The sequence below is a fragment of the Pseudomonas sp. TE3786 genome (assembly GCF_054057335.1).
Genome location: NZ_JBSRZF010000023.1, coordinates 45,606 through 59,079, shown reverse-complemented (window position 1 = coordinate 59,079; position 13,474 = coordinate 45,606). Strand labels below are relative to the sequence as shown.

The 13,474-nt window shown below is 61.4% G+C and carries 9 protein-coding genes; 1 reads left to right on the top strand and 8 read right to left on the bottom strand.

The features are described from left to right. Positions 1-86: 86 nt before the first annotated feature. Positions 87-890, top strand: coding sequence for a SirB1 family protein (locus ACVW0Y_RS20810; RefSeq protein WP_457441002.1), 804 nt, complete (start codon positions 87-89; stop codon positions 888-890). Positions 891-1,074: 184 nt separating this feature from the next. On the opposite strand, the gene ACVW0Y_RS20805 is transcribed toward ACVW0Y_RS20810, so the two are convergent. From ACVW0Y_RS20805 to ACVW0Y_RS20770, 8 genes are all read right to left on the bottom strand, one after another. After that, positions 1,075-2,670, bottom strand: a complete 1,596-nt coding sequence (locus tag ACVW0Y_RS20805) for a CHASE domain-containing protein (RefSeq protein WP_457441001.1) — start codon at positions 2,668-2,670, stop codon at positions 1,075-1,077. Positions 2,671-2,672: 2 nt separating this feature from the next. Further along, complete coding sequence (locus ACVW0Y_RS20800) at positions 2,673-3,368, bottom strand: substrate-binding periplasmic protein (protein ID WP_457441000.1); 696 nt, start codon at positions 3,366-3,368, stop codon at positions 2,673-2,675. Between the two features lie 286 nt (positions 3,369-3,654). Further along, entirely contained in the window at positions 3,655-5,388 is a 1,734-nt protein-coding gene (cptA, locus tag ACVW0Y_RS20795) for a phosphoethanolamine transferase CptA (RefSeq protein WP_457440999.1), read from the bottom strand. A gap of 212 nt (positions 5,389-5,600) precedes the next feature. Continuing rightward, on the bottom strand, positions 5,601-8,204 hold the full coding sequence (locus ACVW0Y_RS20790; protein ID WP_457440998.1) for a LuxR C-terminal-related transcriptional regulator: 2,604 nt from the start codon (positions 8,202-8,204) through the stop codon (positions 5,601-5,603). A 190-nt stretch (positions 8,205-8,394) separates the two neighbouring features. Then, positions 8,395-9,762 carry a DUF1329 domain-containing protein gene (locus ACVW0Y_RS20785; RefSeq protein WP_457440997.1) on the bottom strand — a complete coding sequence of 456 codons (1,368 nt, stop codon included), beginning with the start codon at positions 9,760-9,762 and terminating at the stop codon, positions 8,395-8,397. 37 nt (positions 9,763-9,799) lie between these two features. Then, positions 9,800-11,596: a DUF1302 domain-containing protein gene (locus ACVW0Y_RS20780; RefSeq protein WP_457440996.1), complete on the bottom strand. Its 1,797-nt coding sequence runs from the start codon at positions 11,594-11,596 to the stop codon at positions 9,800-9,802. Between the two features lie 297 nt (positions 11,597-11,893). Next, positions 11,894-12,808, bottom strand: coding sequence for an SDR family oxidoreductase (locus ACVW0Y_RS20775; RefSeq protein ID WP_457440995.1), 915 nt, complete (start codon positions 12,806-12,808; stop codon positions 11,894-11,896). Between the two features lie 134 nt (positions 12,809-12,942). Continuing rightward, positions 12,943-13,467: a hypothetical protein gene (locus ACVW0Y_RS20770; protein ID WP_457440994.1), complete on the bottom strand. Its 525-nt coding sequence runs from the start codon at positions 13,465-13,467 to the stop codon at positions 12,943-12,945. Positions 13,468-13,474 lie beyond the last annotated feature (7 nt).

The window sequence follows — 13,474 nt, the reverse complement described above, 5'->3', positions numbered from 1 at the left end:
CGCTGCGGCCCGCCGTGCCGGGCATAAAGAGGGCTGGACGAAGCGCGGCCGACCCGCTACAAACCTAGGGCGACCCGGAGAATCCGATGACCCCACGCCAAGCCTGCCTTGCCTGTCTCGACCGTGAACCGCCCGCGCCGTTCGAAGCCGCGCTCTGGCTGGCTGCCGAACACGATGAAAGCCTGGTGCCGCAGCAGGTACTGCGCGACTTCAGCGGTCTGACCCAACAGGTCAGCAGCGGCCTGCCCCACCTCCCCGCTCATGAACTGGCGCAACCCCTGTTACGGCGCCTGGGCGAACTGGATTTTCACGAAGACGACAGCAGCCCCCTGCTACCCCGAAGTGCCCTGCTCGACCAGGTACTGCTGCGCCGGCGTGGGCAGCCATTGTCCCTGGCCCTGATCGCACTGGAGCTGGCGCAACGTCTGCAAATTCCCCTGCAAGGGGTGAACTTCCCCGGGCATTTTCTGCTACGCGTACCGGCCGCCGACCACCTGCTCGACCCCAGCAGCGGCCGCCGTCTCTACACCCGCGACTGCCGCGAACTGCTGCTGCGCCACCTCGGCCCGAAAGCCGAACTGCAAGCCAGCCACCTGCAAAGCTGCAGCCCCAAGCAAATGCTGCAACGCCTGTCGCGCAACCTGCGCAGCCTGCACACCCAAGCGCTAGAACCCCTGGCGGCGCTGAAAGACGCCGAGCGGGTGCTGCTGCTCGGGCAACCGAACCTGATCGACCACCTGGCCCGCGCCGACATCTACCGGCAACTGGAATGCCCACAAGGCGAACGCTACGACGTCGAGCATGCACTGCTGCTCTGCGACGACACCGCCCAGCGGTTGTTGCTTAGCGAACGCTTACGGCAGTTGCGGGCTACGCCGGAATTGCATTGAGAGGTGCCGAAGCCCTAGGCCAGGTTGGCTTTGGGGAATCAGTGTGTGCAGGAATCGAGGCACAAGCCCACAACGGCCCGCATTCCGCTATGGGATAACCGACCGGCGCTCCGGTTTAGCGAGCTTTTAAACGATCAAAAACATCGCGGCTAAAGCCGCTCCTACCGGGGAGCGCGGATACTCCCTAGCGCGCAATGCTCAAAGCCTCCCGGTAAACCTGCACCTGATTGCGCCCACAATCCTTAGCCATATACATCGCCGCATCAGCATTCTTGGTCAGCTGCACCTCATCCACCCCATGCTCCGGAAAAATCGCAATCCCGGTACTCGAGGACAAACTCAACGGCTGCGCACAATCCAATTCAAACGGCTGATTCAGCGCCTCACGAATCTTCTCCGCCACCACCAACGCATCCTGCTCCGCCTCGATCACCGGCAGCAGCACCACAAACTCATCCCCACCCAAACGCCCGACTATGTCCGACTCACGCACACAGTGCTGCAAACGCTCCGCCACCACCTGCAGCAGGGCATCCCCCACATGGTGGCCAAGGGTGTCGTTGATCGGTTTGAAGCGATCCAGATCGATAAACATCAACGCCAGCCGCGCCCGGTTGCGCCGCGCCTGAGCCAGGGCATGGGTCAGGTGATCACTGAACAGCGCCCGATTGGGCAGCCCGGTGAGGGCGTCGTGTTCCGCCTGGTGACGTAAACGGGTTTCGCTGTCACGCAGCTCGCGGGTCATTTCCCGCGCCAGGGCCAACGCCCGTGAGTGCCCGGTAGTCAGCACCCAGGTAAGGACGCTGAGCAACAGACTCAGGGCCAGGCCGGCCCCGGCGATCAGCCCCGAGTTGTCTTTGCTGATCGGCCGTTCGCGCTGCTGCTCGCCAAGCATTTCCAGGGTCCAGGTGCGGCCCGCCACTTCCAGGTATTCCACGGCATCGCTGCGTAGGTTATAGGCTCTGCCGCTGCCCTGACTGGAGTTGTAGAGCAGCGACTGCTTGGCCATCTTGACGCCTTCATAGATGCGGATCGACGCCGAGGCCGCGCGGCCGCCATACAGGCTGGCCATCAGCTTGTTGATGCGCAGCGGAGCCACTACCCAGCCGATCAGCGCGGCACGGCGCTCGGCCTGGGTCTGATGGGCATGGCCCTTGGCATACACGGGCAGGAACATCAGAAAGCCGGCGTTGGTCTGGGTGTCGGTTTCGCCAGGGATAACCAAGTCCACCTTGCCGGTGATCTTCGCATCGCCAGAGTCGCGGGCGCGCTCCATGGCCAAGCGCCGCTCGGCATCGGCGTAGGGGTCGATGCCCAGCACCAGTTGGCTGTTGCCCGACAGCAGTTCCATCTGCACCACCGGTGCATAGAACTCGCGGTCGCCTTCCGGGCGCACCTGGTAGTCGGTTATACCGCTCCGTTGTTGTGCGGCGATCAACGCCGGCAGATCGCTGCGGGCGGTCCATTGCACATAGCCGATTCCTTCCAACCCGGCAAAGTCGGCACCCAGTTGCAGGGAATCGAGGTAGGTTTTGAATTCCTCACGGCGCACCTGATCCGAGGCGGCAAACAGACCCTGCACGCCGCGTAGCACCTGCTCGTAGGCGGCCACGCGCTGATCGATGCTGCTGGTGGCTTCACGCAGGTTGTAGTCGGCGGTTTCCAGCCGATCGATCAGGGCATTGCGCTGCTCGTGCTGCCACAGCCAGTAAGTGATGCCCAGCGACACCAGCAGCATCAGCGGGGCGAGCAGCTTATAGCGCAAGCCAAGGCGGGACATGATCAGAAATCAACCAGGGTATGGGCCAGATCCGCTGGCAGGTACTTGGCGAAAATACGCTCCACCGTACCGTCGGCACGCATCCCGTCGACTATCGCCCGCCACTGCGCGCGCTCTTCGATCGACAGTGCCTTGTTCGACATGATCAGGCCATGGGGCGTTGGCGCATCACCGGTTTCCACCACCCGGGTGTGCTGGCGCAGCACTTCGCTCTGCACCTGGGGATAGTCGAACGGCTCGATGATCATGCCCTGGATCTGGTTGGCCATCAGCACTTCGTAGAGCGGCTCCAGGCGACTGGCATTGCGCACACGCTGCTGACTGGTGAGTTCATCGACCAACTGATTGGCCCGTGGGCTGTAGCGAAAACCGCGGATCACCCCCAGCTGCAGGGCCGGGTTGGCGGCGAATTCGGCCAGACTCTGCACCTCGGCATCCTCGCGCACCAGCAGGTAGAACTGATCGGAGAAGTACCAGGCAAAGCTGGCGTAGCGATTGCGCGCCTCGTCGGCAATGCCGGACAGGCTGAAGTCCAGCGCGCCCTGTTCGATCAGCTGCCAGATGCGCGCGCGTGGCAGCAGGGTCACGGTGACCTTGCAGCCACTGCGGCGGATCAGCTCTTCAGCGAAGTCTTTATCGATGCCGGCGTCGGTGTCAGCCGAATACAGCAGGCCATGGTCGTGCAACGCCAAAGTCATGGTGCGGCTGCACGAAGCCCCTGGCGAGGCTTGCGCCAGTGTCGAGCTGCCCAGAATGAGTGCCCCCAACAAAACGGAAAGAAACGGCCGCATCACACCCACCACCCCGAAAACGGACGACACCATGCGTAAGATATTTCCCAGTTATACGCCTGCCCAGGCAAAAGAGTAGGTCAGCAACGGCAACTTGCATGGCTTGTAGCCACTATCTTCTGCCAGATCGTCGTTCGCAAATATGACAACGCCCCTTTCGGGGCGTATTCGGCATGTGGCGGGGGCTGCGCTGTTACTTCAGCGCGGTTTCCATGTCCGCTGGCGGCGCTTTCGGTTTGATCAGGCTGAAATCGATCAATGATTTCTTGGTGCCATAGGGATCGCCAATCAAGCGTGGCCGTACCTTGAACTCGGCGCTGACGATACTTTTGCTGGGGTCGTACTCATCGAAGGTCAGCCCGGCCAGATCGGCCCAGGTGTGGATCAACTGCGAGCTGCTGTAGGGTCGTTTGGTATCGGCGATAAAACTCCATTCATGCCCGCTGCGCCACTTCGGCGAGGCCCAGACCATAAAGGGAATGGTGTACATAGGCGCGGTCGGCTTGGCCTCGTTACGCCCCAGCACATTGCCCGAGCTCGAGTCGAACACATCTTCGCCGTGGTCGGAGAGGTACAGCAGGAAGCCGTTGTCGTCCTTCCTGGCGTATTCGTTGATCAGGCTGGAGACCACGAAATCGTTGTACAGCACAGCATTGTCGTAGCTGTTGTAGGTCGGCAACTGGTCATCACGCAGGCCCGCTGGCGCCCCGGTACGGTCGGTGAATTTCTCGAACTCCGGCGGATAGCGGTACTGGTAGCTCATATGGGTGCCCAGCAGATGCACGACGATAAACTTCTTCGGCGCGTCTTCCTGCAGCACCTTGGCAAACGGTGCCAACACATCGCCGTCGTACTGACGGGCGTTCTGGTTGCGGTTGTTGTTCAGGTACACCTGCTCGTCCGCCTGTTCGGAAAAGGTGGTGAGCATGGTGTTGCGTTTGGTCATGGTCTGCTGGTTGGTGATCCAGTAGGTCTTGAAGCCGGCCTGTTTCATCACGCTGACGATCGACGGAGTTTTCAGGTACAGATCCGGATTCTCTTCGTCGGCGAAGGTCAGCACCTGCTGCAGGGCTTCAATGGTGTAGGGGCGTGGCGTGACCACATCGTCGAATACCAGCATGTCCTGGCGCAGCTTGTCGAGGTTCGGGGTGGTGTTGCGCGGGTAGCCGTACAGGCTCATGCGCTGGCGGTTGGTGGACTCGCCGATGACCAGCACCAGGGTCGCCGGCTGTTCGCCCAGGCTGCTTTTCAGGTGTTTGAGCGGCGGAATCTTCGCCGCGTCAGTGAGCATGCCCTGCATATTGCCCAACTGCTCACGGTACTGGCGATAACCCAGCACCAGCTGCCATGGCACGGCTGGCTCCAGGCGCGCTTCCACTTTCAACAGGGCATCGCCGAAGGTTTTCTCCCGCAGACCCTGGCTGATCAACGGATAACCCAGGGAACAGAGCAACATAAATGCCGCCGCAGCGAAGGCCGGTTGGCCGCTCATCTGCACCGGGCGCACCCGCCGCCACAACAAGTAGGCCACCAGGCTATGCAAGGCAAAGGCGGGCAACATCCACCAGGCGAAGTATTGGGTCAGGTATTCGCTGCTTTCGGCCATGTTCGATTCGAACATGATGAAAATCACGCTCTGGGAGAACTCCTGGCCGTAAATAAAGAAGTAACCCAGGCTGACCAGCGAGGCAGCCCACAGCAGCAAACCGATGCCGCCAGCAATGGCGCGGGTTTTGGTCGGGAACAGCAGCACCGGCACCAGCCACAGCGCACTCATCAGAAAGGCTTGGCGAAACCCGGTGAAGCCGGAGGTGCCCGTGAGCTGAATCAGCAATTGCGGAACGCAGGAGAAATACCAGAAGAACAGAAACAACCAGCCGATACCGGCCCAGTCGACGCCCCACCCTTTCTTGCTCCGTACGTGCATGCCGCTTCGCTCCACCGCTGACTAGGCTTCCACCGCGCGGCAACAAAGGCAGAGCCAGCGCAGCGGTTCGTTGAGTCAAGCACCTTATGGGGGTAAGTGTGAAAAATATGTCGGCTGGCGGATTTAAGCAGGTGAGATCAGTTGGAGGGGCTTGGCTTCTTTGGCGAAGTAGAAGTGAGCAAGGCGGCCCGGCGAGCCACCTCGCTCGCGCCTCACATCAACCAACCCAGGGATTTGGCGCGTGCCACGGCCTGGGTGCGGCGCTCCACCCCGAGTTTGACGTTGATTCGCCGCGCATGGGTTTTCACCGTGTGCAGGGAAATATGCAGGCGGTCGGCGATCTGCAGGTTGGAGTAACCCTGGGCGATCTGTTCCAACACGGTCTTTTCCCGCGCGCTCAGCGGTGAGCTCTCCGCGCTTGCCTGACTGCCCGCCCCTGCCTGGTTAAGCAGCGAGCGCAGCTCCAGCGGTTCGGCCAGATGGGGCAGCACTTGCTCCAGCCACGCCCCGAACTGCCCATGCAACGCCTGCAGCTCGGGGCTTACGCCTTGTTGCTGAGCGGTTTCCAGGGCTACCCGGAGCATGGCTTCCGCGGATTTTTCCTGGCCATTGGCAAGCAGCGCCTGCACCAGGCTGAAACGGCAGCGATTGAGCAGGTGGAAATAACCGTTGCGCTCGCAGTCCGCGCTGAGCTGCTGCAAACCTTCCAGCGCCTGACTGACATCGCCGAGCTGCAAGTCGGCCAGGGCCAGGTGATAGCGCAGGCGTGGCAACAGGTCGTAGAAAGCGGATGGTGCCAACAGGTCGCGCTCGCGGTAGTTGTCCAGGGTTGCCTGCAATACCGTGCGGGCGCGCTGAGCTTCGCCCTGACGCAACCACAAGGCACCGTGCGCCAGTTGCAACACGCCGTGGTAACGCACTTCGGGGACGTGCTGCCATTGCATCAAGCGTTCGGCCTTGCGTAACAGCTGGAAGGCCAGGGTGAAGTCATTGGCCTGGGCGGCCAGTTCTGCCAGGCCCTGGTACCCGAAGATGATATAGGCGTCCTCACAGGCCTCAGCCGCAAGCAGACCACTGTTATAAGACGCCTGCGCCGCTTCAACATGGCCCTGGCTGGCCAGCAGGCTGCCGCGCAGCAGCAACAGGCGACCCAGTACCGGCCCTTGCAGCCCGGCCGCCTGCAGGTGTTGCAGACACAGTTCAATCAGCTCCAGCGCACCGCGGGTATCGCCGAGAATCGCCAACTGATGACCACGGTCGACGCTGAGCAACGCTTCGAACAGCACGCTGCCATTCAGCCGCGCCAGCTTCAGGCCTTCCTGGATATAGTCGCGCGCATCGTTAAGCATGTTTTCCGAGAACGCCTGCTGCGCCAGTGCCTGGTAACACAGGGCGCGTTGCGACCAGGCACCGTCCACCAGCACTTCCAGGGCCTGCAGCGACTGCTCGCGAGCACTGCGCTGACCACGCTGGCGTTGCAGTACACCCTGGATCGCCTGGTAATGGGCGAGCAGCTGGCGCTGTTGGCGCAGCGAGGGTTGCGGAAAGAAACGCCCAAGGTCTTCCAGACAATCGTCCACTTCGTCCAGCCGTGCACAAATCAGCAGCGCCCAGGCCTGCAAGGTGATCAGCCGGGGCGTGCTGGAGTACAGACTGGCGGGCAGCTCGTGACGCCATTGCAGGAACTGGGCAACGCTCTGCCCCACCAGCAATTGCTCCTGACCGAAACGCTGCAGGTAGTTGGCCGCCACATCCGGTTGGTTGGCAAACAGCGCATGCTCCACCGCCGCGCGCACATCGCCATGGCTGGCAAACCATTGGCAGGCGCGCACATGCGCCTGGGTCGGGGCCGGGGCCGCGCACTGGCGCTTGAGCACCGCCGCCACCGGCCGCGACAGGCGGAACCACTCGCCGCAGCTGTCCAGGCCGAGGAAAAACAGTTGCCGCGCCTGCAGCTCTTCGAACAGCTGGGCACCACCCTCGTCGAGCACGTGCTCGCACAAGGCGGCAGAAAAACGTGGCATATGGGACAACAGCGACAGCGCGCGCAACAGGCTTGGCGACAGGCCGTTGAGCACTTCGCGGGCGATATATTCATTGAGCAACGGCGTACCGGAGCTCAAGCGCTCCGGCAGGTTTTCCGCGGTGCCTTTGATCAGCAGCAGGCACACGCCCGCCACCCAACCTTCGCTGTTGTGCAGCAGTTGGGTGCGCAGTTCCGGCGGCAGCTCCAGGTGATGCTGCTGCAACAGGCCGTTGAGTTCGTGCTCCTCCAGGGCCAGGGCCGGGGCATCCAGCTCCAGCAGGTCGCCCTGCAGCATCAGCCGCGGCAGGTTCCAGGCCGGACGCCGGCGGCCACCGATCCACCAGCGTAGGGTATGCGGGGCCTGCTCCAGCAAGCGATCCAGGCAGTCATCGAGTTCCGCGCAGGCATCGCGCGGGTAGTCATCAAGAACGATCCACAGGGGAGTTTCGCTACGGCTGAGCAGGCTGCACAGCTCGTCATAGGTGTCGCCCTCTTCCACCGGGCGGCCCAGCGCCTTGGCCAGGCGCGTAAGCAACTCCACCGGGGTCAGGGCACGACCGAGCAGGTCCAGCCACACCACCTGGGTGCCGACCGGTGCCTGCCGTACACATTCGTTGAGCAATACGCTTTTGCCAAAACCGGCCGGCGCACAGATCAGCGCCAGGCGGCTGTCGCCGGCCAGCAGCGCCTGAACCAGGCGTGGACGGGGAAAATGCGCGGCCGGCAGACGCGGCAGCGGGCTGTCGGATAAACGCAGGGGACGCGGTCCAATCGGGTGGACGTTAAGCATGGTCGATGCCTCTGCTTTTTTTGTTTTTATCAGGGGTCCAGCTGCGACCGATCTTAACCATGATCGGTGCCGAAAAGAGCGTGCCAGACGAAAAAGGCGACCCGCGGGCCGCCTTATTCATACACCTTAGCGGTGATCATCAAGCTGTTTGATGGTGGAGCGCGCCAGACACGCCCCACCTCATCACGGTTTAACGAACACCAGCGTTACGCAGAGCTGCCGGGGTGTAGTCGGTCGCCGAGGTTTTGATGCCGAACTCATACGACTTCTTCTCTTCGTTCATCATGCCGATGGCCAGGTAGCGGCCAGCGATGATGTCGTAGAGCGCTTCGAAGGCGTAGGCCGGAGCCTGAGCCACGTACTGCTGATAGAGCATGGCTTCACCCACGCGCCACAGCTGGCCACGACCGTCATACATTTCCGAAGCCACGATGGTCCAGGAGTCTTCGTCGACGTAGAACTTACGTTTGGCGTAGATGTTGCGCTCGCCGGATTTCAGGTTGGCTTCCACTTCCCACACGCGGTGCAGCTCGTAACGTGCGAGGTCCTGGTTGGTGTGGCCAGTCTTGAGGATGTCGGCGTATTTAACGTCTGACGATTCCAGCTTGTAGTTGTTGTACGGGATGTACATTTCTTTCTTGCCGATCAACTTCCAGTCGTAACGGTCAGGTGCACCGTTGAACATGTCGAAGTTGTCCGAAGTGCGCAGACCGTCCGAGGCAGTGCCTGGGCCGTCGTAGGAAACCTGCGGCGCACGACGTACACGACGCTGACCGGCGTTGTAGATCCACGCCATGCGCGGCTCTTTAACCTGGTCGAGCGACTCGTGCACCAGCAACACGTTACCGGCCAGACGTGCCGGCGCGGTCACTTGCTGTTTGAAGAACAGCAGGGCGTTGGCAGCCTTGTCACTGTCCACACCTGACATGTGTTGCGGGAAGGACACCTCATCGGTGAAGTTCACCAGGGTGTAGCTACCGTTGGTTTGCGGCGTGGCCTGGGTATAGCTGCGGCGCAGGTTGCCACCGCGGTAACGGGTGATGTGGTTCCAGATCACTTCCAGGCCGTTCTGCGGAATCGGGAATGCGTAGTAACGGCTGTCAGTGAAATTCTGCAGGCCGTTGCCGCCTTCCACCGTGGTGGTTTTGGCCGCGCTGACTTTAGCTGCTTCGTTCACTGCATCCGGTACCGACACCGTACGGTGGCTGGTGTACACCGGCAGCTTGTAGGTGTCGGGGTAACGCTTGAGCATTGCCAGCTGGCCAGCCGAGAGCTTGGCCTTGTATTGGTCGGCGTTGGCCGCGGTGATGGTGAACAGTGGTTTTTCGTTGGCAAACGGATTGCCGAGGAAGCCGCCATCGCTGACCGAGGCTGCGTTCTTCGGCAGGCCACCGGTCCAGGCGGGAATGCTGCCATCGGTGTTGCCGGCTTTCTCACCGCCCAGTGGCGTGAGGGTGGTGCCGAGTTTGGCCACTTCCGCAGCCGGTACAGCGGCCAATACGCTGCTGGCTAGCAGCGAGAGGGCCAGGGCACCAAACAGATTTTTCGTTGTTTTCATTGTTCTTGTAGTCCTCTGTTATTTCCGCAAGCAGTTCTTAGAAGTTCACGCCAACGCTGAGGGCCAGGAAGTCACGGTCGGTGAGCACGTTGTAATCGCCGCCGAAGAAGTTGGTGTAAGACAGGCTCGCGGTGTAGGTGTTGCGGTACTCGGCGTCCAGACCGATGCTCGCGGCCTTGGCACCTTCGTTGAACACTGGGCCATACCCATCGACATCGTGCGACCAGGACAGGTTCGGCTTGAGGTTCACACCGGCGAACGCATCGCTGTAATCCCAGATGGCGCGAGCACGGTAGCCCCACGAGGTATTGGTGTAGTAACCGTGAGGACCGCCCTGGGCCATGTTGCCGAAGGTGGAGTCGCGGCCATAACGCAGGTCGTCGATGTGCTCCAGGCCACCGATGGAGTTGGCACCTACCTCACCAACGATGGTTACCCGATCCGCGCCCATTACCTGGTCGAAGAAGTGGGTGAAGGTGGTTTGCACTTGGGTGACTTCTTTGCGGTTGTAGCCGCGGTGATCTTCCAAAGCCGTGCCACGAGCAGCCAGAACGCCCCCCAAACCGCCACCCGCAGCACCATAGGCACCAGCCGGGCTGGTAGCTGCCAACGGTGTCATATCGTTGGTGTTGATCTGCAGCGGCATGTTCGGCCGGTAGCTGATTTCACCCGACCAGGCGGTACCGGTAGGCAGCGTGGTGGAGAAGCTCAAACCGTACAGCTGAATGTCTTCCGGATACTCGAAGTAGTACTTGCCGCGCCCTAGCAAAATCGGTTGTGCCAAGGCACCACCGGCGGTAGTGAATGCGCGCTGGATATCGGCGGCGCTGCCGTTCTGAATACCCAGGAACGGTGTACGCGAGTGGTAGTTCATGAAGTACGCACCGTACTCGGTCTCGTCACCTTGCCAACGCAGTGCCGTGCCCCATTGGCCGCCGTCGCGAGCATCACGATCACCTCCACGCGGTACCGCCAGGCCCTGGGAGTTGACGTCCACACCGATACTCGACAACAGCGCCTTGGTGCTTGGCGAGTTCAGGGTACGAACGGTAGCCGCATCGAGAATACGGTAGTTGGTATCGCAACCTTCCTGCAGCACGTCGGTGCTGGAGAAGAAGGTGCCGCAGTTATCCACAACCGTCTGGTCCCATTCCAGCTGGTAGAAGGCCTCGGCCGAGAGGTTCTCGGTAAAGCTCTGGGACAGGTAGAACATGTTGACCGGAATCAGACCTTCCTTGACCTCCGCGCCTGGACGGCGGAAGGCGGACACGTCGACCGGGTTGATCGAGTTGATGCCGTTCTGGATAAAGGTACTTTCACCCCAGCTCACTACCTGCTTACCCAGACGCACGCTGCCTGGCTGCTCGGCGATGGCGTAGTTGTGATAGGCGAAGGCATCGAGCAGTTGGTAGCCAGAAGACTTGGCACCCATCTTGGCGTGGTCGTCGTCGATGTCGGCGTACTCGCGGCTTTCGTCTTTCAGCTCGAAGTCGTACCAGTATTTGCCGCGCAGGAAGATACCGGTGTCGCCATATTTGAGTTCAAGGTCATGAATGCCTTTGAAGATTTTCGAGAAGGTTTTGTCCCTTCTGAAATTCATCCGGCCGTCATCGTTGGTCTGGGTGAATGCGTTGCCGCCGTTGGCGACGCCGATGTAATCCTGGTCCGCCTTGGCGGTGGACCAGCTGGCCCCCAGGGATAGCGAGGAGTCGAATTGCCCTTCGATCTCGCCGATGTTGAAACTTACCGCGTTGGCGTGGGTGCAGGTGCCCAGTGCGATCGCGATAGCCAGAGTCTTTGGCTGGAACAGTCCGGGCCTTTTTGTTGTTGTCATGCGGCTCTCCTAGTTGGTGAAACTGGATGCACCGTACTCAGCGGATGACAGACGGATAAGCGCACGAAGGATTGATTCTGCATGTCGCCCGAAAGGATGAATGCCCGCACCATGCGGTCATCACAGGGCACCAACACTGGGGTGAATAAGGCCTTATTCGAAAGTACCGGAACTTTGCCTTTTGTAGGAGAACCGCTACAAGACGTTGCAGCCACAAATACCCGTAGGATCTTCCGATGCCAAAAAAATGGCCGCTCCCTTTAACAGGGAGCGGCCATTTTGGCCTTGCTGGCGGAATTACTTGCCGGCGTATTTCTGCAGATTGGCCATCATCGCTTGCAGCGCCTGCAGGCTGTCTTCGGGGTGGCTGGCACCTTCGAAGTCGCCGATCTGTTTCCAGGCAGCGGCCACGTCATCCGCGTCGAAGCCGACTTTCGGGTCGAAGCCCGCGCCGTTGCTGCGCTCCCAACGTACCTTGCCGATCCAGCCACCGCCCACTTCGTAGAGGCCGGCGGTGTCCTGGCAGTTTTCGCTGCCCAGGTACACCACCAGCGGGCTGACCAGTTCCGGCTTGAGCTGCTCGAACACTTGCTGCGGAATCAGGCCTTCGGTCATGCGCGTGCCGCCGGTAGGGGCGATGGCGTTGACGAAGATATTGTTCTTGCGGCCTTCGATGGCCAGGGTGCGGGTCAAGCCGTACAGGCCGAGCTTGGCCATGCCGTAGTTGGACTGGCCGAAGTTGCCGTAGATACCGGAGGTGGACGAGGTGAAGATCACCCGGCCATAGTTCTGCTCACGCATATGCGGCCAGGCGGCGCGGGTGACTTTGTAGGCACCGGCAACGTGCACCTGGTAAACCAGATCCCAGTCGGCGTCGTCCATTTTGTGGAAGGTTTTGTCGCGCAGGATACCGGCGTTGTTGACCACCACATCGATACGGCCAAAGGCGTCGAGGGCGTTCTGCACAATCTTTTCGCCGTCGGTTACCGAGTCGTGGTTGGCCACGGCGGTGCCGCCGGCTTCCTGGATTTCAGCTACCACGCGATCTGCCGCCGAAGCGTTGGCACCTTCACCGTGGGTGCTGCCGCCCAGGTCGTTGACCACCACCTTGGCACCGGCTTTGGCGAAAGCCAGGGCGTGGGCGCGACCAATGCCACCACCGGCACCGGTGACGATTACCACCTTGTCTTCAAAACGAACGGACTCGCTCATATCAAACTCCTCTGGCAGATAGCAGAACATGCGATGGCGCCGAGTTTCCGGGAGCGTGGCGGCGGCCACAACGAAGACGGCCGGACCTGAATGGCGCGCAATAAGGTTAGGGCATGATTCGCCGCCCCAGCGGACTACCGCCCTGGCGTTGGTGCCGGGCATCGCAGCCCGCGCACAGCGGGCTGCGCAACAGCGTTGTAGCGATAAGTGACATCGCGATCCGGCGCACCGCCGGCGATGATCAGAAACATGCCGAAACTGCTGGTATGCACCGTCGCCGCCAGCGCCTGCGGGCTACTGAGGTCGAGGCTGACCTGGCGATTGTTATGCCCCCAGGCGAGAACCGGAATGCCGTTGAAATCGCTGTCGGAAAATTGATAGCGCTGGCCGTCGAGCGTGCCGGCGATGCTCAATTGGCCGACACAGCCGCCGTCACGCTGCAGCTGCACGGTAAGTTGCTGGTCCGCCTCGATCTGCAGATGCACCAGCCCGGCGGTACCGGGTGCATCCAGCACCGGGAAATTGGCGCGACTGGCCAGCAGCGGCCACAGGCCGGGCGCGGAACCCGCATTGCCCACCGGGGTTTGCGCGTACCACGCGTCGAACACGGGGGAAGGAATGGGCGCGTCGCTGACGCAACCGCCCATTAACAGAGCCACGGAAAGA

Bases quoted from the DNA above. Each gene is read 5' to 3' on its own strand.
- ACVW0Y_RS20810 (WP_457441002.1), top strand. From the start codon at position 87: ATGACCCCACGCCAAGCCTGCCTTGCCTGTCTCGACCGTGAACCGCCC.
- ACVW0Y_RS20805 (WP_457441001.1), bottom strand. From the start codon at position 2,670: ATGTCCCGCCTTGGCTTGCGCTATAAGCTGCTCGCCCCGCTGATGCTG.
- ACVW0Y_RS20800 (WP_457441000.1), bottom strand. From the start codon at position 3,368: ATGACTTTGGCGTTGCACGACCATGGCCTGCTGTATTCGGCTGACACC.
- cptA (WP_457440999.1), bottom strand. From the start codon at position 5,388: ATGCACGTACGGAGCAAGAAAGGGTGGGGCGTCGACTGGGCCGGTATC.
- ACVW0Y_RS20790 (WP_457440998.1), bottom strand. From the start codon at position 8,204: ATGCTTAACGTCCACCCGATTGGACCGCGTCCCCTGCGTTTATCCGAC.
- ACVW0Y_RS20785 (WP_457440997.1), bottom strand. From the start codon at position 9,762: ATGAAAACAACGAAAAATCTGTTTGGTGCCCTGGCCCTCTCGCTGCTA.
- ACVW0Y_RS20780 (WP_457440996.1), bottom strand. From the start codon at position 11,596: ATGACAACAACAAAAAGGCCCGGACTGTTCCAGCCAAAGACTCTGGCT.
- ACVW0Y_RS20775 (WP_457440995.1), bottom strand. From the start codon at position 12,808: ATGAGCGAGTCCGTTCGTTTTGAAGACAAGGTGGTAATCGTCACCGGT.